Origin of the sequence: Bradyrhizobium sp. AUGA SZCCT0176 (assembly GCF_018130145.1) — a bacterium.
Classification (GTDB): Bacteria; Pseudomonadota; Alphaproteobacteria; order Rhizobiales; family Xanthobacteraceae; genus Bradyrhizobium.
Map to the genome: position 1 here is coordinate 327,822 of NZ_JAFCMB010000001.1, position 25,060 is coordinate 352,881.

At 62.7% G+C, this 25,060-nt stretch carries 26 protein-coding genes and 2 tRNA genes; 12 read left to right on the top strand and 16 right to left on the bottom strand.

Annotated elements, in window-relative coordinates:
• Nucleotides 1-186 precede the first annotated feature (186 nt).
• Both JQ600_RS01615 and JQ600_RS01620 read left to right on the top strand, forming a co-directional pair.
• Complete coding sequence (locus JQ600_RS01615; protein ID WP_212386276.1) at nt 187-1,011, top strand: carboxylesterase; 825 nt, start codon at nt 187-189, stop codon at nt 1,009-1,011.
• A 62-nt stretch (nt 1,012-1,073) separates the two neighbouring features.
• Nucleotides 1,074-1,544: a nuclear transport factor 2 family protein gene (locus tag JQ600_RS01620; protein WP_212386277.1), complete on the top strand. Its 471-nt coding sequence runs from the start codon at nt 1,074-1,076 to the stop codon at nt 1,542-1,544.
• A 143-nt stretch (nt 1,545-1,687) separates the two neighbouring features.
• On the opposite strand, the gene JQ600_RS01625 is transcribed toward JQ600_RS01620, so the two are convergent.
• From JQ600_RS01625 to JQ600_RS01635, 3 genes are read right to left on the bottom strand one after another with little or no spacing between them, the layout of a single operon-like run.
• Complete coding sequence (locus JQ600_RS01625) at nt 1,688-2,485, bottom strand: acyl-CoA thioesterase domain-containing protein (RefSeq protein ID WP_212386278.1); 798 nt, start codon at nt 2,483-2,485, stop codon at nt 1,688-1,690.
• Nucleotides 2,486-2,519: 34 nt separating this feature from the next.
• A complete protein-coding gene (gene queG, locus JQ600_RS01630) occupies nt 2,520-3,713 on the bottom strand; it encodes a tRNA epoxyqueuosine(34) reductase QueG (protein ID WP_212386279.1) in 1,194 nt (397 codons plus the stop codon).
• On the bottom strand, nt 3,662-4,354 hold the full coding sequence (locus JQ600_RS01635) for a glutathione S-transferase family protein (protein WP_212031986.1): 693 nt from the start codon (nt 4,352-4,354) through the stop codon (nt 3,662-3,664). The genes queG and JQ600_RS01635 overlap by 52 nt, the downstream gene beginning before the upstream one ends.
• Nucleotides 4,355-4,733: 379 nt before the next feature.
• On the opposite strand from JQ600_RS01635, the gene JQ600_RS01640 reads away from it, so the two are divergent.
• Entirely contained in the window at nt 4,734-5,540 is an 807-nt protein-coding gene (locus JQ600_RS01640) for an undecaprenyl-diphosphate phosphatase (RefSeq protein WP_212386280.1), read from the top strand.
• Between the two features lie 59 nt (nt 5,541-5,599).
• On the opposite strand, the gene JQ600_RS01645 is transcribed toward JQ600_RS01640, so the two are convergent.
• On the bottom strand, nt 5,600-6,568 hold the full coding sequence (locus JQ600_RS01645; RefSeq protein WP_212386433.1) for a complex I NDUFA9 subunit family protein: 969 nt from the start codon (nt 6,566-6,568) through the stop codon (nt 5,600-5,602).
• 225 nt (nt 6,569-6,793) lie between these two features.
• On the opposite strand from JQ600_RS01645, the gene JQ600_RS01650 reads away from it, so the two are divergent.
• Nucleotides 6,794-6,880: transfer RNA gene (locus JQ600_RS01650), tRNA-Leu, on the top strand.
• Nucleotides 6,881-6,976: 96 nt separating this feature from the next.
• Here the strand turns inward: JQ600_RS01650 and JQ600_RS01655 are convergent.
• Both JQ600_RS01655 and JQ600_RS01660 read right to left on the bottom strand, forming a co-directional pair.
• Nucleotides 6,977-8,248, bottom strand: coding sequence for an MFS transporter (locus tag JQ600_RS01655; protein WP_212264093.1), 1,272 nt, complete (start codon nt 8,246-8,248; stop codon nt 6,977-6,979).
• 522 nt (nt 8,249-8,770) lie between these two features.
• A complete protein-coding gene (locus tag JQ600_RS01660; protein WP_212264092.1) occupies nt 8,771-9,526 on the bottom strand; it encodes an NYN domain-containing protein in 756 nt (251 codons plus the stop codon).
• 165 nt (nt 9,527-9,691) lie between these two features.
• Between JQ600_RS01660 and JQ600_RS01665 the strand changes: the two genes are divergently transcribed.
• From JQ600_RS01665 to ptsN, 7 genes are all read left to right on the top strand, one after another.
• The gene (locus tag JQ600_RS01665) at nt 9,692-10,306 is read left to right on the top strand and encodes a ribonuclease D (RefSeq protein WP_212386281.1); all 615 of its coding nucleotides are present in this window, start codon (nt 9,692-9,694) and stop codon (nt 10,304-10,306) included.
• Between the two features lie 141 nt (nt 10,307-10,447).
• On the top strand, nt 10,448-11,191 hold the full coding sequence (gene lptC / locus JQ600_RS01670) for an LPS export ABC transporter periplasmic protein LptC (protein ID WP_212264090.1): 744 nt from the start codon (nt 10,448-10,450) through the stop codon (nt 11,189-11,191).
• Between the two features lie 5 nt (nt 11,192-11,196).
• The gene (locus JQ600_RS01675; protein WP_212264089.1) at nt 11,197-11,874 is read left to right on the top strand and encodes an LptA/OstA family protein; all 678 of its coding nucleotides are present in this window, start codon (nt 11,197-11,199) and stop codon (nt 11,872-11,874) included.
• 185 nt (nt 11,875-12,059) lie between these two features.
• Nucleotides 12,060-13,091, top strand: a complete 1,032-nt coding sequence (lptB, locus tag JQ600_RS01680; RefSeq protein ID WP_212386282.1) for an LPS export ABC transporter ATP-binding protein — start codon at nt 12,060-12,062, stop codon at nt 13,089-13,091.
• Nucleotides 13,092-13,184: 93 nt separating this feature from the next.
• Nucleotides 13,185-14,855: an RNA polymerase factor sigma-54 gene (gene rpoN, locus JQ600_RS01685; RefSeq protein ID WP_212386283.1), complete on the top strand. Its 1,671-nt coding sequence runs from the start codon at nt 13,185-13,187 to the stop codon at nt 14,853-14,855.
• Nucleotides 14,856-14,926: 71 nt separating this feature from the next.
• Entirely contained in the window at nt 14,927-15,526 is a 600-nt protein-coding gene (gene hpf / locus JQ600_RS01690; protein ID WP_212386284.1) for a ribosome hibernation-promoting factor, HPF/YfiA family, read from the top strand.
• 244 nt (nt 15,527-15,770) lie between these two features.
• Nucleotides 15,771-16,232, top strand: a complete 462-nt coding sequence (gene ptsN / locus JQ600_RS01695) for a PTS IIA-like nitrogen regulatory protein PtsN (RefSeq protein ID WP_192736214.1) — start codon at nt 15,771-15,773, stop codon at nt 16,230-16,232.
• Nucleotides 16,233-16,457: 225 nt separating this feature from the next.
• Here ptsN and JQ600_RS01700 read toward each other — a convergent pair whose 3' ends face one another.
• The 8 genes from JQ600_RS01700 to JQ600_RS01735 all read right to left on the bottom strand — a co-directional run bounded on the left by JQ600_RS01700 (nt 16,458) and on the right by JQ600_RS01735 (nt 23,615).
• Complete coding sequence (locus JQ600_RS01700; RefSeq protein ID WP_211995367.1) at nt 16,458-16,724, bottom strand: DUF1150 domain-containing protein; 267 nt, start codon at nt 16,722-16,724, stop codon at nt 16,458-16,460.
• Between the two features lie 50 nt (nt 16,725-16,774).
• On the bottom strand, nt 16,775-17,200 hold the full coding sequence (locus tag JQ600_RS01705; RefSeq protein WP_212489644.1) for an Hsp20 family protein: 426 nt from the start codon (nt 17,198-17,200) through the stop codon (nt 16,775-16,777).
• A gap of 164 nt (nt 17,201-17,364) precedes the next feature.
• Nucleotides 17,365-18,456: a sn-glycerol-3-phosphate import ATP-binding protein UgpC gene (locus JQ600_RS01710; RefSeq protein ID WP_212386285.1), complete on the bottom strand. Its 1,092-nt coding sequence runs from the start codon at nt 18,454-18,456 to the stop codon at nt 17,365-17,367.
• 36 nt (nt 18,457-18,492) lie between these two features.
• Nucleotides 18,493-19,341, bottom strand: coding sequence for a sn-glycerol-3-phosphate ABC transporter permease UgpE (gene ugpE / locus JQ600_RS01715; RefSeq protein ID WP_212264084.1), 849 nt, complete (start codon nt 19,339-19,341; stop codon nt 18,493-18,495).
• A complete protein-coding gene (gene ugpA, locus JQ600_RS01720; protein WP_212264083.1) occupies nt 19,341-20,222 on the bottom strand; it encodes a sn-glycerol-3-phosphate ABC transporter permease UgpA in 882 nt (293 codons plus the stop codon). The genes ugpE and ugpA overlap by 1 nt, the downstream gene beginning before the upstream one ends.
• 64 nt (nt 20,223-20,286) lie before the next feature.
• On the bottom strand, nt 20,287-21,600 hold the full coding sequence (gene ugpB / locus JQ600_RS01725; RefSeq protein WP_212264082.1) for a sn-glycerol-3-phosphate ABC transporter substrate-binding protein UgpB: 1,314 nt from the start codon (nt 21,598-21,600) through the stop codon (nt 20,287-20,289).
• A 229-nt stretch (nt 21,601-21,829) separates the two neighbouring features.
• Complete coding sequence (locus tag JQ600_RS01730) at nt 21,830-23,032, bottom strand: CaiB/BaiF CoA-transferase family protein (RefSeq protein ID WP_212386286.1); 1,203 nt, start codon at nt 23,030-23,032, stop codon at nt 21,830-21,832.
• Nucleotides 23,033-23,186: 154 nt separating this feature from the next.
• Complete coding sequence (locus JQ600_RS01735) at nt 23,187-23,615, bottom strand: organic hydroperoxide resistance protein (protein ID WP_212264080.1); 429 nt, start codon at nt 23,613-23,615, stop codon at nt 23,187-23,189.
• 161 nt (nt 23,616-23,776) lie between these two features.
• Here JQ600_RS01735 and JQ600_RS01740 point away from each other — a divergent pair, with 161 nt between their 5' ends.
• Nucleotides 23,777-24,232: a MarR family winged helix-turn-helix transcriptional regulator gene (locus JQ600_RS01740; RefSeq protein WP_212386287.1), complete on the top strand. Its 456-nt coding sequence runs from the start codon at nt 23,777-23,779 to the stop codon at nt 24,230-24,232.
• A 134-nt stretch (nt 24,233-24,366) separates the two neighbouring features.
• Here JQ600_RS01740 and JQ600_RS01745 read toward each other — a convergent pair.
• Together JQ600_RS01745 and JQ600_RS01750 are read right to left on the bottom strand one after the other, a co-directional pair.
• Nucleotides 24,367-24,442, bottom strand: a tRNA-Ala gene (locus JQ600_RS01745).
• A 62-nt stretch (nt 24,443-24,504) separates the two neighbouring features.
• The gene (locus JQ600_RS01750; protein WP_192736224.1) at nt 24,505-24,924 is read right to left on the bottom strand and encodes a TIGR02300 family protein; all 420 of its coding nucleotides are present in this window, start codon (nt 24,922-24,924) and stop codon (nt 24,505-24,507) included.
• Between the last annotated feature and the right edge of the window lie 136 nt (nt 24,925-25,060).

Below are 25,060 nucleotides of genomic sequence, written 5' to 3' on the forward strand. Positions count from 1 at the left end.
CGAACTCGCCATCTGCGCTCGAAAACCGTCAAATGCGAGGCATTTTGGTCACGCCCGGCAAATATAGCGCAACGGCACGTTCCGCAAGGACAGCCCCGATATTGCCTGTGCGTTTGCCGGCGTTGACCGGTGGTTGACCCAAGAGGTGGGCTCGCCGACAAAGCAGCGGGCAAGAGTAGTGAATCCATGACCAATTCAGCGGTAAACGATCAGGAACCGGCCTTCATCGAGGTAGGTAGCGGCGATGGCCAGCGCAAAATCGCGGTGCGGGCCCGGGCCGGAGCTACTCCCGGCCTGATCTGGCTGGGTGGTTTCAACTCCGACATGAAGGGCACCAAGGCGCTGGCGCTGGATGCCTGGGCCGCCGAACAGGGCCGCGCCTGCGTCCGGTTCGACTATTCCGGCCATGGCGAATCCGGCGGCGCCTTCATCGACGGCACCATCGGGCGCTGGCTGGAGGAGAGCGTTGCCGTGTTCGCGCGGTTTTGTCGCGGCCCCCAGGTCGTGATCGGCTCGTCCATGGGCGGCTGGATGGCGCTGCTGTTGGCGCGCGAGATCGCAAAGCGGGAAGCGAGCCAGGCGGCATCGCAGGCGAGCCAGGCATCGCAGGCAAGCCTGGCGGGACTGGTGCTGATCGCACCGGCGCCTGATTTCACCGAGCAGTTGATGTGGAATCACTTTACGCCCGAAATTCAGCAGGAGATCCAGACCAAGGGTGTCTGGATGCGGCCGTCGCCCTATGGCGATGGCGCGCCCTACCCGATCACGCGCGCGCTGATCGAGGACGGCCGCAACCACCTTCTGCTCGGCAGCGCCATCGAGGTCGGTTGCCCCGTCCGCATCCTGCAGGGCGCGCAGGACCCTGACGTGCCATGGCAGCACGCGTTCGCATTGGCGCACCGGCTGCCGAGCGAGGACGTGGTGTTGACCATGATCCAGGACGGCGATCACCGCCTGTCGCGACCGCAGGACATCGCCCGGCTCATCGCCGCCGTGGCGGAGATCGGGTAAGGTTCTGCTTCCCTTCTCCCACAAGGGGAGGGGGGAAGAAAAGCGTAAGGGAGAGAACCCCCATGAACACATCGGAGCTGCTGCGCGCGTTCTGCGACGGCGTCGAACAGCACAATGGCAAGGCGTTCGCCGAATTGTTCACCGAAGACGGCGTCTATCACGACGTGTTCTACGGCGCCTTCGCCGGCCGCGCCAAAATCGCCGAGTTGATCGACGACTGGTTCTATCGCACGGCCACCGACTTTCGCTGGGACATGCACAGCCCGGTCAGCGACGGCCAGACGCTCTATGCGCGCTATACGTTCAGCTACCGCTCGACGCTGCCGGAGGCCAAGGGCGCGCGGGCGATGTTCGAGGGCGTTTCGATCATGCGGCTGCGCGACGGCAAGATTCTCGAATACCACGAGGTCGCCAACACCGCGCCGGCCTTTGTCCAACTGAATTTTGCGCCGGAGCGGATCGCCAAGATCGTCGCCAAGCAGGGCGCCGCGCTGAAGGCGCGGCCCGAGATGGCGCGGCATTTGGTGGAGTGAGTCTCCCGCTACTCGTCATTCCGGGGCGCGACGAAGTCGCGAACCCGGAATCCATTTCTCCACCGGTTATGCGGCGCAATGGATTCCGGGCTCGCGCTTCGCGCGCCCCGGAATGACGTGGTTGGGATTGGTGCGCCCCACGCTTACGGCGGCGGCACGTTCGTCATCGGCTTCTTCTGCGCCAATGCTGCCACCGTCGACGTGCCGATCGGGCCTTTTTCGTCATAGAGCCAGCACTCGCCGATGGCGACGCCGTCGCTGGCGTGATGGTTGACCACGTCGAAGCCGATCCATCGTGTCACGGGCAGGCGGTGCAAATAGAGCGTGACGTCGCTGTTGATGTAGCCGAGCCCGCTATCGCCCGCATTGGCAAACGGGCTCGCAAAGTCCGCGCCGGTGGCGACATGGACGAAGGGTGACATCGGCACGCCCTCGACCAGCTCACGGACCTCGCTCATCCACAAACGCCGCGGGCCGAGCGAGCCCATGCGGCCCGTGATCGGCCTGGTCGTCCATTTGCCGTTCATGCCGAGCTTGGGGTCGGTCGGCGCCGGGATCGTTTCGGGCAGCGGCGCGTCCCAGTTTGACGGCGACCAGACATTGCCGGGCGCATTTTCCGTCCGGCGCAACAACTGGCAGGAAGCGCGCGCCATGCGGGTGGTGCCGGAGAAAAACTCGGCTTCCACCACCTTGATCCGCAGGCCCTCGCGGATCAGCCGCGTGGTGACTTCCACCGGTGTGTGGATGTCCGGCAGCCGGAACATGTCGACCGTCAGCCGTGCCGGCACGAAGTCGTCGGAGCCGTGACGCTCCTCGATCACGTGGGCCAGAAGGCCGACCACGACGCGACCATGCATCGAGCTCGGGTCCCACGGACCGTTCGAAACCGGATTGGGGATGAAGGCGTCGCCGTTTTTGGCGAAAAAGGGCTGATTTGTCATGACCGGCGAACATGACGGAAACCACGCGATAAAATCAAGCGGGCAGGGCGCAATCCATCCATTCCGCGCGAACAGTCGCGTCGGTTTCGCCGGCTGTGGCGCGGCTCGCTAGTGCGGCAAAGGCTTCCGGTGCCATCAGCTGCGACAGCGCCCAGGCCGCCGCGCCCCGCACCAGCGCGCTTTCGTCGTCAAGCAATCGTTCGGCCTCATGCGCCAATGATGCATCGCCGGAGTTGCCGACCGCAATCAGCACATTGCGAATGAAGCGGTCGCGGCCGATACGCTTGACCGGCGATTTCGCAAACAGCGCGCGAAACGCGCCATCGTCGAGCCGGGCCAATTCCGAAAGTGCTGGCGCACGCAACTCCGCGCGGGCGGCGAGTCTTGTTTCGCGCCCTTGTTGGGCGAACTTGTTCCACGGGCATATGGCGAGGCAATCGTCGCAGCCATAGATGCGGTTGCCGATCGCCTTGCGGAATTCGCGCGGGATCGGGCCCTTGTTTTCGATCGTGAGATAGGAAATGCAGCGGCGCGCATCGAGCTTGTAGGGAGCCGGGAATGCCGCGGTCGGGCAGATGTCCTGGCACGCGCGGCAGGAGCCGCAACGATCGGCGTCCGCCTCATCGCGCGGCAGGTCGGTGGCGGTGTAGATCGCGCCGAGAAACAGCCATGATCCAAACTCGCGCGACACCAGATTGGTGTGCTTGCCCTGCCAGCCCAACCCAGCCGCCTGCGCCAGCGGCTTTTCCATCACGGCCGCGGTATCGACGAACACTTTGACTTCGTCGCCCGACATCGCGACCAGCCATCGCGCGAGTGCCTTGAGGCGCTTCTTGATCAAATCGTGATAGTCGTCACCTTGCGCATAGACCGAGATCGCACCGCGCGTGCGCTTTTCGAGAATGTGCAGCGGATTTTCATCCGGCCCGTAATTGACGCCGAGCATGATCACCGAGCGCACGCCGGGCCACAACACGCGCGGATCGGTGCGGCGCTCGGGGCTGGCGGCAAGCCAGTCCATGTCGCCATGGGCGCCGGTCTGAAGGAACTCACGAAAATGCATGCCGGCCTGCGCGATCGCTTCGGGACCGGTGACGCCGATGCCGTCGAAGCCGAGCGCGCGCGCTTCATGCGCCAGCGCGGCCTTGAGGTCTTCGCCGGAGAGTTTGGCCTTGTTCAGAAGTCGAGGTCCACATAGCTCTGCGACGCCGGCACGCCGGCCAGCCATTCGCTCAGCAGCGGGCGGAACGACGGGCGGGATTTCACCCGCGCGTACCACGCCTTTGCCGCGTCGTCCTCGCTCCATGGCACGTCGCCCAGATAATCGATCGCCGAAAGATGCGCCGCGGCGGCGAGGTCGGCGTAGGTCAGCCGGTCGCCGGCAAGGAAGTTCCGGGTCTGCGCCAGCCAGCCGATATAGGCCAGATGATAGCGCACATTGACCTTGGCCGCGCGGATCACGTCGGCCGCCGGGGCGCCGCCACCATTCTCCTCAGCCATGAAGCGCTTGTAGATGCGCTCGGTGACCAGCGGATTGGAGGCCTCCTCGAAAAATTTCTCGTTGAACCATGCCATCAGCCGGCGCACCTCGATGCGCTCGCCCATCGAGACCGGCAGCATCCGCCGCTCGTCGGCACTGGGGCCATGCACCTCATCGAGATATTCGGCGATGATGCCGACGCCGGGTATCGCGGGATAGCCTTCGGCGATCAGGACCGGCGTGGTGCCCGCGGGGTTGAGCGCGAGAAACGCCTCGCGACGTTCCCAGACCCGTTCTTCCACCAGGCGCAAATCGAGACCGTGTTCGCCGAGGACCAGGCGAATGAAACGCGAATGCGGGCAGAACGGATGATGGTGCAGCGTGTACATGAAGTCCTTGAATTGGTCCTTGGATCAGGAATCCTCGAATTAGATCCTTGGGGTTAGTTCGCGGCGCTTAAAAAACCCTCAATCTCTTCAAGGCCGCGTCGATCGAACGGAGCCACTAGACCCTATTCGGGTCCCGATTGAAATCAGAAGGGAGGCCGCAATCACTTGTTTCGACGCGTTTTCCTGCCGCAGATAAGTTTACCGATCTGCGTAAGGCAGATTGCTATCCGATCCGGGTTCGGTTCGCTCGAAACGCTATAGCCGAGCCTGCATACGAGGCAACCGGTGTTTGCCGTTTTTTTGCGATTGCGAGATGGGTTCGAATAGGCGAGAAGGGCGCGGCTTTTTCGGCTGGTTTTCGATCGGAACGGACCCAATCATGATGTCAGATGCAGTGCGGGCGGTGATTCTCGGCATCATCGAGGGTGTCACGGAATTCGTGCCGGTTTCCTCGACCGGCCATTTGCTGCTGGCGCAACGCTTCTTCGGCCTCGGTGAGGGCAATTTCTGGCAGAGTTTTGTCGTGCTGATTCAGCTCGGCGCGATTCTCGCGATTGTGGTGCTCTATTTCAGCAAATTGTGGCGGGTCGCGCTCGGGATGTTCTCCAATCCCGACGACCGGCGCTTCGTCATCGGCGTGCTGGTGGCGTTCCTGCCGGCCGTCATCGTCGGCCTGATTGGCGGCAAGTACATCAAGGAACTTTTGTTCAATCCGTGGGTGGTTTGTTTCTCGCTGATTGTCGGCGGCGCAGTCCTGTTGTGGGTCGATCAGCTCGAGCTCAAACCGCGCGAGGACGACGCCACGCGGTATCCGCTGATGATGTATCTGTGGATCGGCATCGCCCAGTGCGTGGCGATGATTCCCGGCGTGTCGCGCTCCGGCGCCAGCATCGTGGCGGCGATGTTGCTCGGCGGTGACAAGCGGTCGGCCGCTGAATTCTCGTTCTTCCTGGCGATCCCGACCATGATCGGTGCCTTCGCCTATGATTTCTACAAGAACCGCGGCGAGATGACGACCGATCACATCGGCGTCGTCGCGATCGGCTTCGTGGTCTCCTTCATTACAGCGATGATCGTGGTGAAGACCTTCCTGACCTACGTCACGCGCCACGGCTTCACGTTTTTCGCGTGGTGGCGCATCATCGCCGGCACGCTCGGCCTGATCGCGTTGGCGCTGGGAAGATAATTTATCCGCGGGTCGTCCCGGCCCCCGTGCGCAATTGCGCACTAGGCCGGGACGACTAGTTACACGGCCTTCCTTTGGAACTGGCCCGCGGCGCGGAAGCGCCAGAGGTATTGCGGGGCGATCGCTTCCATCGAATCGGGAGCGATGCCGAGCCCTTCCAGCGTCAGCCCTGCGGCCTTCGCCGCATCCGACACCACATTGTCCGAGCGCAGCATCGCGACCTGATCCGGCGTCAGTTTCAGCGCGCCCGGTGCGAATTGCAGGAACAGTGCGTTCAGCTTCGCCAGGCCGAACGGCAGCGAAACCAGCGCACGCTTACGTTCGGTGATGCTAAGAATGATTTCCATGATCTCGCGCATGGTCAGCACTTCCGGCCCGCCGAGCTCATAGGTCGCGCCTGGCTTTGCCTTGCCATCGACGGCCTCGGCGACCGCGGTCGCGACGTCGCCGACATAGACCGGCTGCATCCGGGTCTCGCCACCGCCGATCAGCGGCAGCGCCGGCGACATCCGCGCGAGCGCGGCAAAACGGTTGGTGAATTGATCCTCCGGCCCGAACATCAGCGACGGCCGCAGGATGGTGGCGGAAGGCACGGCAGCCAGCACGGCCTGTTCGCCGGCGGCCTTGGAGCGGCCATAGCCCGACGGCGAGTTCTCGTCGGCGCCGATCGCGGAGACATGCACCATCCGCCCGCCGACGGCCGCGGCCGCCTTGGCGATCGTCTCGGGGCCCTTGGTCTGCACGGCATCAAAGGACTGCGCGCCGCCCTCGGTCAGGATGCCGACCAGATTGATCGCGATCTGAGAATCCCGCATGGCGGCCTCGACCGAGGCCGGATAGCGCAAATTGGCCTGTACGGCGTGGATCTGGCCGACCCTGCCAAGCGGCTGCAGATGCCCGGCCAGTTCCGGCCGTCGCACCGCCACCCGGATGCGATAGTCGCGCTTGGCCAGCGCCCGGACCACGTTTCGCCCCAGAAAGCCCGATCCGCCGAAGATCGTGACGAGCGTTTCCTGGTTCGATGCCATCGGGTCCATTGCCGGGTCCATTCCTGCGGTCAAATTCGAGAGATCGTGGGCGAATTTAGCGGATTCGCGATACGCCAACCCGCTGTCGCTGTACAGCATATTTGCACATCGCCCCGGAAAAGTGGGCTCCGGTTTTCCGCAAGGGCGATGGGCAAGAAATTAATAGCGCAGCTCGCAATTCATCAATTTGACAAGCGCGCGACCGGTCCTTACTAACCCGCCCGGGCCCAGGTGGCGGAATTGGTAGACGCGCTGGCTTCAGGTGCCAGTGGCTTAACGGCCGTGAAGGTTCGAGTCCTTTCCTGGGCACCATTGCCCATGCCCATGAGATCGCGGAAAAGCGGGCAGACCGGTCCCAAAACCGGACGCTCGCTGCCGGGGCGCCGCGGCTGGCGGAACGCGCAAGCCTCAAACCATGCGCTTGGCGGCCTGATTCGCGACCGACTTCTGCACGAAATACATCATGATCAGCGAGAGGATCGACGTCGCGACCACGACGTATCCCAGCCAGTCGAAATGCCGGAGCGTGCCGTCCGGGTTTTGCGCGATGATCGCTGCGGCGAACACCGACCCGAGCCCGCCGGAGAGTTGCTGCAGGGAAGCGCTGACCGCGCTGAACGAGCCGCGCTGGCTGGCGTCGGGTATCGCTGAAATCAGCGCCTGCGACGGGATCATGCGTGAGAAGATGCCGACAAACATCAAGACGTTGACGATGATCGCGGTCGTCAAACTGACGTGGCCGAGATGCGTGTAGATCAGCACCATGATCACCGAAACCGCGCTGCCAAACGCAAAGGTAGGGAATTTTCCGAAAGCGTCGCTCGCCCGTCCGACCAGCGGCCCGATGAAAATGCTGAAAACGCCGGAAACCAGATAGATGGTCGGAAGATGCAGGATATCGATGCCGAGATTATGCACGGTGAAGGCGCTGCCGAACGGCATCAGCATGAAGCCGCCGGTCGACAGCAGCGTCGTCACCGCGAAAGCCAGCGTATAGCGCGGCTGTCCGATGGTCGCGATCAGGTGCCCGAACGCGTTGCGTTCCTGCTTCAGTCGCAGATGCGCGTTCACCGGCTGCATCACGAGCAGGATCGCGGCCATCGCGACGAGTGACAAGCCGACGATCGCGCCGAAAGAGACGTGCCAGCTCCAGTGGTTGGCGAGAAAAAGTCCGGCCGGTATGCCGAGCACCTGGCTGGCGGCGAAGGCGGTTTGCACGAAACCCATCACGCGGCCGCGCAGGTGCAGCGGAAACAGATCGGTGACGATGGCGAGCACCACGGCGCCAATCACGCCGCCGAACAGTCCGGTCACGATCCGGCCGAGCAGAAGCACGTGATAGTTTGGCGCCACCGCGCAAAGCAGCGTGCCCAACGTGAAGCCGGCATAGAAAAACAGCAGCAGGCGCTTGCGATCGAATCGATCGGCAAAGCCCGCCGCAAGGATACCCGAAATGCCGGCGCTGAACGCGTAGGCCGAAACCGCCACGCCGAATTGCCCGGCGGTAATATTGAGCGCGGGCATCAGGATAGCGCCGAGCGGTGACATGATGATGAAGTCGAGAATGATCGTGAACTGCGCGAATGCCAACAGCGCAATGAGGAATGACTGGTAGCGCGAAAAGCCGCGCTCCTGCTCCGGTTGTTCCTCGATTGGCGCCGCCGCGATTTGTTCGGTCATGACATTCTTTCGTCGGGAGCGATGCCGTGCGGCGCGCCGGACGGACGCCGCATTGCCGGGAAAATATGAGCTGGGACGGATCGATTCACGCGGACGGCGCAAGCCGAGACGGGCGCCGGCGATCAAGCGTTAGAATCGGGCGAGAGGTTGTCTAAACGCAAAGCAGCGCATTGAAAATTCCGAAAGAATACAAATCGCGTTGGTTATCACGGCGATGTGACGAGAAGTCGTCGCCCCCGGCGCGGTGCATCGACAGCAAGACTGCAATAGGTCTGCGCAAGAACTTTCGTATCGTGCGCATTATTCCTCAGGGAATAGCAGGCGCTCATAATCTCGCGCGCCGTGAAGGATATGGGTGACTTCAATCGCATCCTGACTGACGCGGTAGAAAATCAGAAACCGGCCAAAGGGACGGCGTGTCTTTCAGGCGGGTTCCTGGGCCCCATTCTATCTTTGCATGGGGTTGTTTTCGCGATTTTGCGTCCGGACTCTGTACTGGACCGGATCACGATCGCGAGGACGCTACCTCGCCTTGCTTTTGGGACGGTCAGCTTCGGCCTTGGCCCTGATACGCATATTCGCGTCATCAATCTTCTCAACGTCAAAAGCACCCGTTTTCCGCACGAGGTCGCTGAGTTTGCGATGGCCGTAGGAGCGGACGTCGAAATCCGAGAACAGGTTCGAGAGCTGCGTGCCGACCTGCCCCAGCATGACCCAGCCGTCCTCGTCCTCGATCTGCGAGATCGCTTTGTTCAGCATTGGAATTGCAGCGCTCCGCGGCTGCAAGGAGGTCGCCCTGGAGGGTGTCTCCGCGTTGGAGGTCGGCGGCGCCGGCAAAAGATTCTCGGTGTAAATAAACCTGCGGCACGCCTGCCGGAAACTCTCCGGCGTCTTCTGGGCGCCGAAGCCGTAAACGTCGGCACCTTGCTCGCGCATGCGGGAGGCAAGGCGCGTAAAGTCGCTGTCTGACGACACCAGGCAAAAGCCGTCGAACCGTCCGCTGTGCAAGAGGTCCATGGCGTCGATGACCAGCGCGATATCAGACGCGTTCTTGCCCTTGGTGTAGGCAAACTGCTGGTACGGATCGATGGCGTGCTTTTGCAGGATCTCGGACCATGATTTGAGGTGCGGCCCGGAAAAATCACCGTAAATGCGGCGCACGCTGGCCTCGCCGAATTTCGCGACTTCCTCGAACAAGCCGCCGGCAATCAGCGGCGAGGTGTTGTCGGCATCGATCAGCACGGCAAAACGAGGCAATCGCTGCTGTTCGGCTTTCATCGGTGCACCCCCTTTGTGGTCGCTGTCCATATTGACGCAACTCCGCCGATTCTGGAAAAGGCCCCATAAAGTACGCGATTTGGCGAGCCGGACCCTCGTTTGGCGGCGATTTCGACGTTATCTTAGGACTTTAGGCTCTGCCGATTCGAAGAGGTTCCCAACGCCATGACCATCCGCCTGCATCGCGGCGATCTGCCGGATCTTTCCCGCTACACGGATTCGGTTGCGATCGACACTGAGACCATGGGGCTCAATCCGCATCGCGACCGGCTCTGCGTGGTGCAGATGTCGAATGGCGACGGCACCGCCGACGTGATCCAGATTCCGAAAGACCACAGCGATGCGCCGAACCTGAAGGCGCTGCTCGCCAATCCCAAGATCACCAAGATCTTCCACTTTGCCCGCTTCGATCTCGCTGCCCTCTACAACGCCTTCGGCGTGATGCCGCAGCCGGTCTACTGCACCAAGATCGCCTCGCGACTGAGCCGCACCTACACCGACCGGCATGGCCTGAAGGATCTGGTGCGCGAGGTGCTCAATATCGACCTGTCGAAACAGCAGCAGTCCAGCGACTGGGGCTCGGCCAGCCTCAGCGAGGCGCAGCTCGCCTATGCGGCCTCCGATGTGCTGCATCTGCATGGACTGCGTGAACGGCTCAACGCCATGCTGGCGCGCGAGGGGCGCACCGAACTGGCGCAGGCCTGTTTCGATTTCCTGCCGACCCGAGCCAGGCTCGACCTCGGCGGCTGGGAGGCCGAGGATATTTTTGCGCATTCCTGAACCGGGGCGATTTGAAGCAGTCCCCAGGGCGCTTGGGGGGTGTTTACGCCCCGTTTCGGTCACACTGGTAAAGCGTGGTCCGGGCTGCATCGTGAGGCAATCCCGGCTACAATGGCGGGCTAACCTCGCTCTGGAGCAGCGGTGAACTCGTCACAGAACCCAGCCTACGTCGCCGGAATGGAGGCGCGCTTTGCCAGCGCGGCGCGCCACAGCCGGATGGTACGGATGCTGCGGATCGCGGTGCCGTCGGCGGTGGTGCTGGCGATGGCGAGCATCGTCGCCGTGTCGGTTTTCAATCCGTTCCGGATGCTGTTGCCGAAGCTCCCGGTCGACATCGGCAATCTGGTGGTTTCCGGTACCAAGATCACGATGGAATCGCCGCATCTCGCCGGCTTTTCGACCGACCAGCGGCCGTACGAAGTCTGGGCCAAGGCCGCGATCCAGGATCTGACCGATCCCGACCATATGGAACTCAAGGCGCCGCGCGCCAAGGTGATGCTGGAAGACAAGAGCACGGTGACGATGGACGCCCGCACCGGCTATTACGACAGCAAGCAGCAATTGCTCGATCTGCGTAAGGATATCTTCCTGCAATCCTCCACCGGCTATGAAGCCCGCATGTCGCAGGCCTATATCGACATCAACAAGGGCACGGTAACCTCGGATGAACATGTCGATGTCAAACTGCTGAACGGAACGCTGGTCGCGGACAGGCTCAGAATCCTCAACAGCGGCGAGGTGGTGCGGTTCGAAGGCAATGTCGTGATGAATTTGGACAAACTGGGTGATGACGTTGCGCCCGCTCAGCCTGTGCCGGCGCCCGAACCCGTTGCTCCAGCGCCGAAGACGCGATCCGTCTCCGGCAAATCTTCCAGCACGAAGTGATTTTCATGAAGCTGTTTTTCCCGCGCAGTCTGGCCACGGCGGCGTTCGCGCTCGCGCTGATCGGCCCCGGTGCGGCTTTGGCGCAAGGAGCGGTGTCGGGTGTGCCCAATGCGATGCAGGGCTTCTCGCAGAATCGCGATCAGCCGATTCAAATCGAGGCGGCGTCGCTGGAGATGCGCGACAAGCAAAAGGAAGCGACCTTCTCCGGCAACGTGAAGGTCGTGCAGGGCGACACCACCATGACCTCGAAGACTCTGGTGGTGTTTTACGATTCGGGTCCGGCCGCGCCGGCGCCTGCTGCCGCCAAGGGATCGAAATCCGCCCCGATGCAGGCGGCAGCCCCGGGGCCCGGCGGCAGCTCCTCGATCCGCCGGCTGGAAGCCAAGGGCAAAGTCGTCGTCACGCAGAAAGATCAGGTGGTGACCGGCGAGACCGCTATCTTCGACACCAGGGCCAACCTCATCACCATGACGGGCGGCGTGGTGCTCACCCAATGCAAAAACGTGCTCCAGGGCGACCGCCTGAAGGTGGACATGACCACCGGCGTGTCGCGGGTCGAATCCGACAGCGGCCAGGTGCGGGGCCTGTTCGACCAGGGGTCCCAAGGCTGCGGATCGGCGCCGGCGCCGGCACCGGGCGGCGCGAAGCCGGGCCTGCCTATGCTGCTTCCTGGGAAAAAATAAGACAAATCAAAGTCTTAGTTATTATGTTGGGCTCGCACGGTTGAAGCCGGGGTTCCGAGGCTGTATCTACTGGGCGGGCGCGGCAAGGTGTTCCACTGGGCACGGAACATTCATTCATGCTTTGCAGGCGGATCGATTCGCCGGCGGGTGGCGCGGGATCACCGTGAAAGGCTAAGCGAAGCGGGATGGTGGATTTACTCGGCATGTTCCGTCGACGCTCCGCAAAACGCGGGCCGGCAGGATTTGCGCGTTCGCGCGAGGACATCACCGCGCTCGGCGATTCCTTTGGCGACATGCTGACGAACCCGGTGCGCGATGCGCCGCCGATGGCGCGTGCCGTCCCGCTGACCGGGTTGGAATTGCCCCAGCCGCCGGAGCATGCGGTGGAGCCGCCGTACGAGGAACCGCGCCCGCGCGCGCAGGCCCCCAGGACCCAAGCCCCCAAGAACCAATCCAGGACCAATGGCGCAGCTGCGCCCCGCCTGATCCAGCGGCCGGGCTACCTGGCCGTGCATAGCGTGGAAAAAAGCTTTGGCACCCGCAAGGTCGTGCGCGGCGTCAGCATCTATGTTCGCCGCGGTGAGGCGGTGGGTTTGCTGGGGCCGAACGGCGCCGGCAAGACCACGGTGTTCTACATGATCACCGGGCTGATCAAGGCCGACCGCGGCGCCATCGAACTCGACGGCCATGACGTCACGAAGCTGCCGATGTATCAGCGCGCGCGGCTCGGCATCGGCTATCTGCCGCAGGAAGCGTCAATCTTCCGCGGCCTCACGGTGGAACAGAATATTCGCGCGGTGCTCGAGGTGGTCGAACCCTCGAGGAAGAAGCGCGAGGCCGAACTCGATTCGCTGCTCGATGAATTCAACATCGCGCGCTTGCGTAAATCGCCGTCGATCGCACTGTCCGGCGGTGAGCGTCGCCGCGTCGAGATCGCGCGCGCGCTGGCGACGCGTCCGAACTACATGCTGCTCGACGAGCCGTTCGCCGGCATCGATCCGATCGCCGTCGGCGACATTCAGGATCTGGTGCGCCACCTCACCAATCGCGGCATCGGCGTCTTGATCACCGACCACAATGTGCGTGAAACGCTCGGCCTGACCGACCGCGCCTACATCGTCTATGCCGGGGAAATCTTGACTGAAGGCAGTCCGGACGACATCGTCAACGATCCGGATGTACGCCGTCTTTACCTTGGCGAGGAATTCCGCCTCTAGCCCATTTTTAGCGTACGTCAAGCCGTGTACATCGGCTTTGGACTAGGATAAGCAAGAATCGGACCAACTTTCAGTGGATCGGTTCTCGCCTCCATGGCTTTGACGCAGAGACTAGAGTTCCGCCAGTCGCAGTCGCTGGTCATGACGCCGCAGCTGATGCAGGCGATCAAGCTGCTGCAACTGTCGAACCTCGACCTCTCGGCCTTCGTCGAGGAGGAGCTGGAACGTAATCCGCTGCTCGAACGGGCCAGCGACGGTCCCGAAGCACCGGTCAGGGGCGAGCCGGTCCCGGAACAGGCTGAATTCTCCAATTCCGGTGATTCCCAGAGCTATGGCGACGAGGGCGGTGCCGAGCCGGGCGAGATGGCCGGTTCTACCGGCGACAATTTTGAGCCCGGCCAGTTCGAGGCCGGCCAGGAAGATTGGCTGAACCGCGATCTCGGCAGTCGCACAGAAATTGAGCAGACGCTGGATACCCCGCTCGACAACGTCTTCTCCGAGGAGCCCGCAGAAGCGGCCGCCCGGGCGGCGCAGGATGCCGCGCCCACCGCCTATACCGAATGGGGCGGCGGCGCGTCGAATGACGACGACTACAATCTGGAAGCCTTTGTCGCCGCCGAAATCACCCTCGGCAGCCATCTCGCCGAACAACTGGCGGTGGCCTTCCCCGGGCCGGTGCAGCGCATGATCGGACAATATCTGATCGATCTGGTCGACGATGCCGGTTATCTGCCGCAGGACCTCGGGCAGGCCGCCGAACGGCTCGGCGCCGCGCAAGCCGATGTCGATGCGGTTCTTGCGGTGCTGCAGAAATTCGACCCGCCCGGCGTTTGCGCGCGCAATTTGAGCGAATGCCTCGCGATCCAGCTGCGCGAACTCAATCGCTACGATCCCGCGATGCAGGCGCTGGTCGAACATCTGGATTTCCTGGCCAAGCGCGACATCGCGTCTTTGCGCAAATTGTGCGGTGTCGACGACGAGGACATCACCGACATGATCGGCGAGATCCGCCGGCTCGATCCCAAGCCCGGCCTGAAGTTCGGCTCGGCGCGCACCCAGACCATGGTGCCGGATGTCTACGTACGGCCGGGCCCGGACGGCGGCTGGCATGTTGAACTCAACAGCGACACGTTGCCGCGTGTGCTGGTCAATCAGGTCTATTACACCGAGCTGTCGAAGACGATCCGCAAGGACGGCGACAAATCCTACTTCACCGACTGCCTGCAGAACGCGACGTGGCTGGTCCGTGCGCTCGATCAGCGCGCCCGCACCATTCTGAAGGTCGCGACCGAAATCGTGCGCCAGCAGGACGGCTTCTTCACCCATGGCGTGGCGCATCTTCGCCCGCTGAACCTCAAGGCGGTGGCGGACGCGATCCAGATGCATGAATCGACGGTGTCACGGGTTACCGCCAACAAATACATGGCGACCAATCGCGGCAGCTTTGAACTAAAGTATTTCTTCACCGCCTCGATCGCCTCGGCCGACGGCGGCGAGGCCCATTCGGCCGAAGCGGTCCGCCACCACATCAAGCAATTGATCGACGCGGAAGCCCCGGCCGCGATCCTCTCCGACGATACGATCGTGGAACGATTGCGCGAGTCGGGCATTGATATTGCCCGCCGCACCGTCGCGAAGTACCGCGAAGCGATGCGAATTCCTTCCTCGGTGCAGCGCCGCCGTGACAAACAAAGCATGCTCGGTAACGCACTTTCAGCCCCGGCCACTTCCTCCGACCGGTCCCGTGATACGGCGCCGGCCTGATTGCGTTCGCGTCAAATCGCGATAGTGTCGGTTTCCCGACAGAGTGAACGAGGCATCAAGCGAGGCATCAAATGACCCTTCGAATCTCCGGGAAAAGCATCAGCGTCGGCGAAGCGCTTCGTTCCCGCGTCAGCGAGCGCACCGATGAGGTTCTGCGAAAATATTTCGACGGCAATTATTCCGGCCACATCACGCTGAGCAAGGATGGCTTCGGCTTCCGTACCGATTGTTCGCTGCACCTCGATTCCGGCATTACGCTGGAAGCCGATTCGAACGCCACCGACGCCTATGCCAGCGCCGACCAGGCGCTGGTGATGATCGAGAAGCGCCTGCGCCGCTACAAGAGCCGGCTGAAGGACCGCTCGGCACGCAAGACCTACGCGGCATCCATGGCGATCGCGGAGTTGAACGGTGGGGGTCTCGACGCGCCGAGCTATGTCATCGAGGCCCCGGAGGGCGACGACGAGGTCTCTGAATACAGCCCCGTGATCATTGCGGAGGCGACCAAGTCGCTGAAGCGGCTGTCGGTCAGCGAAGCTGTCATGGAGCTCGACCTGACCGGGGCCGCCTGCATCGTGTTTCAGCACGGCTCGAGCGGCCGGCTGAACATCATCTACCGGCGCACGGACGGCAATGTCGGGTGGGTCGATCCCCCGGCGGTTACCCCCTGACAAGCATGGCTGACAGCATTGACGCCCAAAGCGCCCCTCCCTATGGTCCGCCGCCCTTTAAGGATAGCGTGCGGGAACTCGCCCGTGGGAGTTGGCACCGGTCATGCGTTGGAGTAGAAGCCGACCAATCGGGACCCGGGCCTAAGCCCGCCTCCCACCTCAGCTTCTTGACGCCCAATTCTTGAAGCTGAAGTTCTCGAACCCATTTCGCACCCTGACGGCTTAATTCACCTCGGAACGCCCCATGACGATTACCGATCTGGTCGCACCCGAGGCGATACTCCCCGCGTTGAAAGTCATCAGCAAGAAGCAGGCGCTGCAGGAACTTGCGGCGCGGGCGGCGACCCTGACCGGGCAGAACGAGCGCGCGGTCTTCGAAGTGCTGCTGCAGCGCGAAAAACTGGGGACCACCGCCGTCGGCTACGGCGTAGCTATACCGCACGGCAAGCTGCCCAAGCTTGAAAAGCTGTTCGGGTTTTTCGCCCGGCTTGAACGCCCGATCGATTTCGAAGCGATGGATGGCCAGCCGGTCGACCTGGTATTCCTGCTGCTGGCACCGGAAGGCGCCGGCGCCGATCATTTGAAGGCGCTGGCGCGGATTGCCCGCCTGCTGCGCGATCAGGACGTCGCCAAGAAACTGCGCGCCTCGCGCGACGCCCAGGCGATCTATTCGGTATTGGCGCTGCCGCCGGCTAGCGCGGCGTAACATCCTCATTCTCGAACTGACGCTGGCGAATTGCGCCGGCCAAAAAAATACGCGGGACGTCCCGATCCGAGGACATGCCCGCGTATTGCGAACTCTCATCGCGGCCTACGCGACCGCCACCAAGTCTGCGCCAGCGACAGCAGCAAACGCTGCATCAGTGATACCGACAAGCGTCGGATCAGTTGACACCGGCAAGCCGGGTCAGTGACACCAGCAAGTGCTGGGTCAGTGCACGCTGACGGCCTGCAATTCGTTGCTCCATGCATTGGCGACCGCCGCCTCGCGGCTGTCGGTCAGCATGATCGGGGTGCCGTCGGCGGCATGCAGCGCGAACAGTTTCAGTCCTGGCGCGATCTTTGGCGCCTGCGGAAACAGTCCGGGCACGTCCTCGGAACGGACTTGCTTTACGTAGGCGATATGGCCCTCGCCAAGATGGGCCAGCGCCTCAACAGAAACCTTTTCAGCTTCGAACGTCACACTCACATCACTCATGGTCTCGACTCCTCTATGAGACTAAGCGGTCGAGTCCGCTCCTCGTTCCATTATTCGTGTTCATTGATAGCAATTGTCTTAACGACCCTTTCAGGTTCCGGCCTGGCAAGGTCGATCGACAACAGCCCGTTCTTCAGATCCGCGCCCAGCACCTGCATCCCCTCCGCCAGCACGAAGGTGCGCTGGAAGTGGCGCGCGGCGATGCCGCGATGGATGTATTGCCGGGCCTTGTCGTCCTGCTGACGGCCCCGGATCACCAGCTGGTTTTCCTCAATGGTCACATCGAGTTGGTCACGGGTAAACCCGGCGACCGCCAGCGTGATGCGCAAGCGTTCGGGTTGCCCAATGCTGCGGTCGCAGCGCTCGATGTTGTAGGGAGGATAGCCGTCGGCGCCTTTGACGACGCGATCGAGCGCACGCTCAATTTCGTCGAACCCAAGCAGGAACGGACTGGATAACGATGGAACACGAGACATTACAAAGTCCTCTCGAAGCGACTTTGAGGGGCCCTTGCGGCACCCCATGCGACCGGCCGGCGGGTTTGCTGACCGGTCAAACAGCAATATGGGGGTGATTTGGGGAGGGTTCAAGCCGCTCCAGGCGCAGCGTAAATCGGCCGCGCCGCCCCGGAGTGACAGGGTTAATCACCCACGCGCTTGCGGCCATCGGCGGTAAATAGATGCAGTTTGTCCGGTGGCGCCACCGCCCTGATTCGCTCGCCGATGGCGGGGCCGATGGCGCCGGGAATCCGCACGATCACCTCGCCGGGCGGCAGTTCCCCGGGGTTGGCAGCCACAGCCTGCGTCTCGTTCTGTCGGGCGCCGTAGATGAAGGTTTCGGCCCCCACGTGCTCGATCGCCTCGACGGTGAGGCCAAGTGCCACACCGCCGCCGACGGCCTCATTTGAAATGACAAAATCCTCGGGACGGATTCCGAGGATGCCGGCCTCGTTGACGCGGCTGTCGCCGGCCAGTTGCGATTTGAGTTCATCGGACCGCAGCGCCATCAAATTCATCGGTGGCGCGCCGATGAACGAGGCGACGAAGGTGGTCGCGGGCTTCTGGTAGATGTCGAGCGGATTGCCGATCTGTTCGACCTGGCCGGCGTTCATTACGACAAGGATGTCGGCCAGCGTCATCGCCTCGAGCTGATCGTGGGTGACGTAAATCGCCGTCGTGGAGAGGCGGCGCTGCAGTTTGCGGATCTCGACCCGCATCGCGATGCGCAGCTTGGCATCGAGGTTCGACAGCGGCTCGTCGAACAGAAACACTTTCGGTTGCCGCACGATCGCGCGCCCCATCGCCACGCGCTGGCGCTGGCCGCCGGACAACTGCCGCGGCTTGCGGTCGAGCATGGCGCCGAGTTCGAGGATGCGCGCGGCTTCCTCGACGCGGGTCTTGATCTCGGGCTCGGGCATGCCGCGGTTGCGCAGGCCGTAGGCCATGTTGTTGAAGACGCTCATGTGAGGGTAGAGCGCGTAGTTCTGGAACACCATCGCGATGTCGCGGTCGGCCGGCTCGATCTGGTTGACGATACGGCCGCCGATATCGATCTCGCCGCCGGTTATCGTCTCGAGCCCCGCGACCATCCGCAGCAGCGTGGACTTGCCGCAGCCGGAAGGGCCGACCAGCACGCAGAACTGGCCGTCGCCGACGTCAAATTCGATGCCCTTGATGGCTTCGAAGCCACCGGCATAGGTCTTGCGGACGTTACGCAGCGTTACGTTAGCCATTTAGTTTGCCTTGGGTCACCAGCGCCACTCGCTTCCTCACTTTTCCGTCTCGACCAGTCCGCGCACGAACAGGCGCTGCATGAACACGACAACTGCGACCGGCGGCAGCATCGCCAGGATGGCGGTCGCCATCGCAAGCTGCCATTCAGCCAGCTCGTCGGTCGTGTACAGCATCTTCTTGATGCCGGTGACGATGGTCTGCATCGAATCCTGGGTGGTGATCAGAAGCGGCCACAGATACTGGTTCCAGCCATAGATGAACTGGATCACGAACAGCGCCGCGATCGTCGTTACCGACAGCGGCAGCAGCGTATCCCAGAAGAAGCGGAACGGACCCGCGCCGTCGATCCGCGATGCTTCCAGCAACTCCTCAGGAACCGTCATGAAGAACTGCCTAAACAGCAGCGTTCCCGTGGCGGAAGCGATCAGCGGCATGATCAGCCCTGCGTAGGTGTCGAGCATCTTGAGGTCGGCGACCACCTTGTAGGTCGGATAGATACGCACCTCGACCGGCAGCATCAGCGTGACGAAGATGATCCAGAACGCGGTCTTGCGGAACGGGAAGCGGAAATACACCACGGCGTAGGCCGACAGGATCGAGATGAAGATCTTCCCGATCGCGATGCCGAGTGCCGAGATGAAGGAGTTCATCAGCATGTGGCCGACCGGCTCGCGGCTGGTCCGCGAACCGCCGACGAATATCGCGCGGTAGTAGTTTTCCAGCGTCTGGCTGCCGGGCGTCAGCGGCATGTTGCCGCCGACGACGGTGGCGGCGTCATGGGTGGATGCGATCAGTGCCAAATAGACCGGAAAGGCGACGATGAAGACGCCGAGCGTCAGGATCGCGTAGGCGATGATGTCGCTGAGCGGGCGGTGCTCGACCATCAGTATTGCACCTTGCGCTCGATATATTTGAACTGGACTGCTGTCAGCGCGATCACGATCACCATCAGCACTACCGACTGCGCGGCCGAGCCGCCGAGATCGCCGCCGAGCCGCCCGTCGGCAAACACCTTGTAGACCATCGTGGTGGTGGCGCCGGCCGGGCCGCCGCCGGTGACCGCATCGATGATGCCGAACGTGTCGAAGAAGACGTAGACGACATTGACGACCAGAAGAAAGAACGTCGTCGGCGACAGCAGCGGAAAGACGATGGTCCAGAACCGCCGCATCGGGCCGGCGCCGTCGATCGCGCCGGCTTCCAGCACGCTTTTCGGGATCGATTGCAGGCCGGCCAGGAAGAACAGGAAATTGTAGGAGATCTGCTTCCACACCGCGGCCATCACCACCAGGGCCATGGCGTGGTTGCCGTTGAGCAGCGGATTCCAGTCGAAATTCATCCAGCGCAGCGGCCGCGCCAGCGTGCCGAGCGAGGGATGGAACATGAAGATCCAGAGCACGCCGGCGACCGCGGGCGCCACCGCATAGGGCCAGATCATCAGCGTCTTGTAGGTGCCGGCGGCCTTGAGGTTCTTGTCGGCCTGGGTTGCGAACAATAGCGCAATGGAAAGCGACAACGCCGCGACCAACGACGAGAAGATCACCGTCGTCAGCATCGACTTGTAATATTCAGGCTGGGCGAAAAGGGTCTGGTAATTTTCCAGCCCGACGAACTCGGATGTCAGGCCAAACGCGTCCTCGCGCTTGAAGGATTGAAAGACCGCCTGGCTCGCCGGCCAGTAGAAGAATACGAATGTAATGATGAGCTGCGGCACCAGCAGCAGATATGGCAGCAGCTTGTTGTTGAAGACGACCGACTTTTCCATTCAGGACGCTGTGATGCCAGAGGTGCTCCCTCTCCGAAAAGCGGAGAGGGAGTCTTCGCCGCTACTATTTGGCCGTCTTTTCAAACGTCCGCAACATCGCATTGCCGCGCGCGACCGCGGCGTCGAGGGCTTCCTGGGCGGTCTTCTTGCCAGCCAGCGCCGCTTCCAGTTCCTCGGCCCAGAGATCGCGCATCTGCACCATGTTGCCGAAGCGCAGGCCGCGCGAGTTCTCGGTCGGCTCCTTGTTGGTGAGTTCTTTCAGCGGCGTCTGCAGGACGGGGTTTTTCTCGTAGAAGCCGTCCGCCTTGGTTTTTTCATAGGCTGCCTTGGTGATCGGCAGGTAGCCGGATTTCTGGTGCAGGTCGGCCTGACGGTTGGTGTCGGACAGGAACGTGAAGAACTTGGCGACGCCCTTGTACTCCTCAGGCTTCTTGCCGCCCATCACCCACAGCGAAGCGCCGCCGATGATCGAGTTCTGCGGCGCACCCTGAACGTCCGGGTAGTAGGGCATCGGCGCCGAGGTGAAGTCGAACTTGGCGGTGCTCTTGGCAGTGGCGTAATAGCCCGACGAGGTCAGGAAGATCGCGCACTCGCCGGACGCAAAGCGGTTCTCGCTGGCGTTGGCGCGGCCGGCATAGTCGTAGGTCTTGTCCTTTTGCAGGTCCATCAGGTTCTGCAGATGCTTCACATGCAGCGGCGAGTTGAACGTCAGCACGGTATCGAAACCGTCGAGGCCGTTGGCCTTGCTGCCGATCGGGACGTTATGCCAGGCCGAGAACTGTTCGATATGCACCCATGACGCCCACGCGTTGGAGAATCCGCAGGTCGTGTGCCCGGCCGCCTTCAGCTTCTTGGCGGCGTCGAAAACTTCCGGCCAGGTTTTCGGAATCTCGGCGATGCCGGCCTTCTTCAGCTCGTCGTTGTTGATCCACATCACCGTCGACGACGAGTTGAAGGGAAACGACAGCATGTCGCCCTTCGACGTCGAGTAATAACCCGTGATCGCCGGCAGGTAGGCCTTGGGGTCGAACGGCTCGTTGGCATCCTTCATCAGCTGGTAAACCGGCTTGATGGCGCCGGTGGCGCTCATCATGGTCGCAGTGCCGACCTCGAACACCTGAATGATGTGCGGCGCGGTGCCGGCACGGAACGCCGCAATGCCGGCATTCATGGTGTCGGGATAGCTGCCCTTGAAGGTGGGGACGACCTTGTAGTCGGACTGGCTGGCGTTGAAATCCTCGGCAAGCTTGTTGACGATGTCGTTGTTGCCGCCGGTCATGGCGTGCCACCACTGGATCTCAGTCGCAGCGTAGGCAGGCGTGGCGAGCGCAAGCGCGACAGTCACGCTCGCGGCTACGCCGAATTGTCGAAATGCCATGTAATTCCCTCCAGGTTGGGTCGTCATCTTCGTTTCGCGCGATAGCAGCGCCGGATGACGTGCAAATGACCGTATAAGCGAAAGCATGGTATCGGGGAAGCGGGCCCCTCGGGAAGCCGTCAAATAGGCCAAGGGTGACGGATCCGATCTGCCCCGTCGCCCCTGCGAACGTGTTTGGCCCCGGGAGATTGGCGAGGGCTTGGAGCGGCGAATGCAGGGACGACAGCGGCTACCGCTTCCGCTCCGGTCCGCACACTACGCCCTTGGCGACCATCGCCTCGACCTCGCTCTTGGAGTAGCCGAACTCGCCCAGCACCTCGGCGGAGTGCTGGCTGAATTTCGGTGGGGTCCGGCGCAGGCTCGGTTTGGTTCGCTCCAGGCGGATCGGCGAGGCGACGCCCTTGTACCAGTCCTTCTCGATGACATCGCCGCGGTGAAGCGTGTGGGCGGCGGTCAGCGCCTGGTCGATCGACTGGACCGGGCCGGCCGGCAGGCCAGCCGCGAGCAGGCGGTCGCACAGCGGCGCGGCATCGTGCTGGCTGAACACCGCGGCGAGTTCGGCGCGCAGCGCATCGCGGTTGGCGATGCGGTCCTTGTTGCGGGCAAAGCGCGGATCGGTGCCGAGTTCCGGCTTGCCGATTTCCCTGGCGAGCTTGCGGAAGGTGCCGTCATTGCCGACGCCGATGAAGATGTTGTCGGTGCGGGTCGGAAAGATCGCATAGGGCACGAGATTGGGATGCTCGTTGCCGGTTAGATTCGGCGGCTTGCCATGCATGAAATAATTCGCGGTGTGCGGATGCATGATCGCAAGGCCGGTTTCATACAGCGTGGTCTCGAGGAATTGGCCAAGGCCCGAGCGCTGCCGCTCCGACAGCGCCATCAGGATGCCGATCGCGGCATAAAGCCCGGTGGTGATGTCGACGAGCGGGACGCCGATCCGCATCGGGCCGCTTTGCGGCGAACCGGTCGCGGCGATCATGCCGGTCATGGCCTGGATGATCGCGTCATAGCCGGGATTGCCGCCGCGCGGGCCGTCGCCGCCAAAGCCGGAAATCCGGCAATGCACGAGCTTTGGGAATTTCGCGCGCAGCACGTCGTTGCCGATGCCCCATTTGTCGAGCGTGCCCGGCTTGAAATTCTCGATCAGGACGTCGGCGGTCTCCAGCATCTTGAGCAGCACAGTGCGGCCGCCCTCGGAGGCGAGGTCGAGGCCGATCGAACGCTTGTTGCGGTTGATGCCGACGAAATAGGCGGCGTCCTCCTCGTGGAACGGAGGGCCCCAGTCGCGCACCTCGTCACCGGCGGGCGGCTCGACCTTGATCACGTCGGCGCCGTGGTCGGCGAGGATCTGCGTGCAATAGGGGCCGCCGAGCACGCGCGTGAGATCGATCACGCGCAGGCCCGTCATTGCGCCGGGAGCCGGAGAACTCATGGAAAAAACCTTCGCTCAAGTAAGACCAATGGAATTCTTGAGCTAGCGGTCTTCGGGCGCGTCGGCAATGCCCGCGCGCGCACAGGCGCATGCGGAGACAGAGGCGCGCGAAAACGGCCCGCGGCTTGTTGCAGCGGGCCGTTCGACGCGGTCGTTACGCCACGGTCAGGCGCACATCCACATTGCCGCGGGTGGCGTTGGAATACGGGCAAACCTGGTGGGCCTTCTGGACCAGCGCTTCGGCGTCGGCGCGGGCAAGGCCGGGCAGGGAAACGGCGAGGTCGATATCAAGGCCAAAGCCGCCTTCCGAGCGCGGGCCGATGCCGACGGTGGAGGTAACGGAGGCGTCCGCGGGCACCTTCACGCCGCCGCCCTGAGCTGCAACCGCCTTCATCGCGCCGATGAAACAGGCGGCATAGCCGGCCGCAAACAGCTGTTCGGGATTGTTGCCGGCGCCACCGCCGCCGCCGAGTTCCTTCGGGGTCGCAAGCTTGACGCTGAAGGCGCCGTCAGCCGTCGAGGCGGTGCCGTCGCGGCCGCCGGTGGCCGTTGCGGTGGTCTTGTAGAGGACTTTCACGGACATGTTGGTCTCCCTTGGGTTGGTTTCGATGGCCATCGTATTGCACACAATTAGATTGTGCACAATAGAAAAAATGAAGGGGTCCGCAATTTAATTGTATGCAATTGATTAGGCTCGTCCGCGGCCCTAAATGATCACGGGCGTCCCCACTTGGCGAGGTGCAAATGGCTAGGAAACCGGCGGTCGATCCGCTGCTGCTCGGCAATCAGATCTGTTTCGCGGTGTATTCCACGGCGCATGCCTTCACCCGCGTCTACAAGCCCTTGCTCGACAAGCTCGGGCTGACCTATCCGCAATATCTCGTGATGATGGTGCTGTGGGAGCGCGACGGCGTGCCCGTCAAGGATATCGGCGAGAAGCTGTTCCTCGATTCCGGCACGCTGACCCCGCTCCTGAAGCGGATGGAGGCCGCCGAATTGATCCGGCGCACACGCAGCACCGAGGACGAGCGCCAGGTCCTGATCGCACTGACGCCAAAAGGCCAGGCGCTGCGGGAAAAAGCCAGGGTCGTGCCGCAGGGTATTCTGGCGAGCTCGGCGTGCTCGGTGGGCGAACTGGTGGCGATGAAGAATGAACTGCTCGCGCTGCGCGACAAGTTGAATGCGGCGTTGGGGGAGTAGGGGCGGGCGGCCGCCGGCTAGAGGCGCTTCTTGGCGAAGGCCCGGCCGGAATGGGATTTGAGGTATTTCTCGAACACGCTTCGCCCTTCAGGCTCCGTCGTGGCTGCGCCAAGCGTAGCCCGAAGGGCGAAGCGTGGTGGAGCCAGGCGGGATCGAACCGCCGACCTCTTGCATGCCATGCAAGCGCTCTCCCAGCTGAGCTATGGCCCCTTAACCGACCCGCGCGCCTTGGGCGACGCGCAGGCACCCTGAACCACAGTTCAGGGCCGATCTCAAGTCTCTTCGTCGCCGCCGACGTCACCAATGATGTCGGTGACGTCCTCATCGCCTTCTTCCTCGTCGGGAATGAAGGTCGAATCGTCGTCTTCGTCACCCTCGATGGTCTCGTCGATTTCGATGTCGTCTTCCGATTCGGGAACGACGGCCTTGACCTTGCCGGTGTTCTCCTCGGCATCAGCCTCTTCGAGCGAGACCAATTCCTCGGCCTCGGCCGGTTCCGGCGCATCGGCGGCGGCGCTTGCTGCGGCGGCAGCGCGTGCAGCATCACCGCGGGCTGCCCGGGGCGGCGCAATCGGCGCAATCGGCACGACCTCACCGGTATAGGGCGAGATCACCGGACTCTTGTTCAAGTCATAGAACTTCTTACCCGTCGTCGGGCAAATGCGTTTGGTTCCGAGATCGGATTTGGCCACGTGTGGAGTCCTGGGAATTTCTGAAAAACGGTGCTTCACTTGGCTAGTTGCTAGGCCGCTGTCAATAGCGGTTTGCGCGCATGAGACGGCCGCGTGACGCGGTGTTGCCTATGTGATACCTGCCGCCCTGCGCGAG

Bases quoted from the DNA above. Each gene is read 5' to 3' on its own strand.
- JQ600_RS01640 (WP_212386280.1), top strand. From the start codon at position 4,734: ATGATGTCAGATGCAGTGCGGGCGGTGATTCTCGGCATCATCGAGGGT.
- JQ600_RS01705 (WP_212489644.1), bottom strand. From the start codon at position 17,200: ATGTCTCGTGTTCCATCGTTATCCAGTCCGTTCCTGCTTGGGTTCGAC.
- lptB (WP_212386282.1), top strand. From the start codon at position 12,060: ATGGTGGATTTACTCGGCATGTTCCGTCGACGCTCCGCAAAACGCGGG.
- JQ600_RS01735 (WP_212264080.1), bottom strand. From the start codon at position 23,615: ATGTCCGTGAAAGTCCTCTACAAGACCACCGCAACGGCCACCGGCGGC.
- ugpE (WP_212264084.1), bottom strand. From the start codon at position 19,341: ATGGTCGAGCACCGCCCGCTCAGCGACATCATCGCCTACGCGATCCTG.
- JQ600_RS01700 (WP_211995367.1), bottom strand. From the start codon at position 16,724: ATGAGTGATGTGAGTGTGACGTTCGAAGCTGAAAAGGTTTCTGTTGAG.
- JQ600_RS01675 (WP_212264089.1), top strand. From the start codon at position 11,197: ATGAAGCTGTTTTTCCCGCGCAGTCTGGCCACGGCGGCGTTCGCGCTC.
- ptsN (WP_192736214.1), top strand. From the start codon at position 15,771: ATGACGATTACCGATCTGGTCGCACCCGAGGCGATACTCCCCGCGTTG.
- JQ600_RS01635 (WP_212031986.1), bottom strand. From the start codon at position 4,354: ATGTACACGCTGCACCATCATCCGTTCTGCCCGCATTCGCGTTTCATT.
- JQ600_RS01660 (WP_212264092.1), bottom strand. From the start codon at position 9,526: ATGAAAGCCGAACAGCAGCGATTGCCTCGTTTTGCCGTGCTGATCGAT.
- JQ600_RS01615 (WP_212386276.1), top strand. From the start codon at position 187: ATGACCAATTCAGCGGTAAACGATCAGGAACCGGCCTTCATCGAGGTA.
- JQ600_RS01730 (WP_212386286.1), bottom strand. From the start codon at position 23,032: ATGAGTTCTCCGGCTCCCGGCGCAATGACGGGCCTGCGCGTGATCGAT.
- JQ600_RS01740 (WP_212386287.1), top strand. From the start codon at position 23,777: ATGGCTAGGAAACCGGCGGTCGATCCGCTGCTGCTCGGCAATCAGATC.
- queG (WP_212386279.1), bottom strand. From the start codon at position 3,713: ATGGCTGGCCGGCGTGCCGGCGTCGCAGAGCTATGTGGACCTCGACTT.
- JQ600_RS01655 (WP_212264093.1), bottom strand. From the start codon at position 8,248: ATGACCGAACAAATCGCGGCGGCGCCAATCGAGGAACAACCGGAGCAG.
- JQ600_RS01665 (WP_212386281.1), top strand. From the start codon at position 9,692: ATGACCATCCGCCTGCATCGCGGCGATCTGCCGGATCTTTCCCGCTAC.
- JQ600_RS01620 (WP_212386277.1), top strand. From the start codon at position 1,074: ATGAACACATCGGAGCTGCTGCGCGCGTTCTGCGACGGCGTCGAACAG.
- JQ600_RS01625 (WP_212386278.1), bottom strand. From the start codon at position 2,485: ATGACAAATCAGCCCTTTTTCGCCAAAAACGGCGACGCCTTCATCCCC.
- hpf (WP_212386284.1), top strand. From the start codon at position 14,927: ATGACCCTTCGAATCTCCGGGAAAAGCATCAGCGTCGGCGAAGCGCTT.
- JQ600_RS01710 (WP_212386285.1), bottom strand. From the start codon at position 18,456: ATGGCTAACGTAACGCTGCGTAACGTCCGCAAGACCTATGCCGGTGGC.
- JQ600_RS01645 (WP_212386433.1), bottom strand. From the start codon at position 6,568: ATGGCATCGAACCAGGAAACGCTCGTCACGATCTTCGGCGGATCGGGC.
- ugpA (WP_212264083.1), bottom strand. From the start codon at position 20,222: ATGGAAAAGTCGGTCGTCTTCAACAACAAGCTGCTGCCATATCTGCTG.
- rpoN (WP_212386283.1), top strand. From the start codon at position 13,185: ATGGCTTTGACGCAGAGACTAGAGTTCCGCCAGTCGCAGTCGCTGGTC.
- ugpB (WP_212264082.1), bottom strand. From the start codon at position 21,600: ATGGCATTTCGACAATTCGGCGTAGCCGCGAGCGTGACTGTCGCGCTT.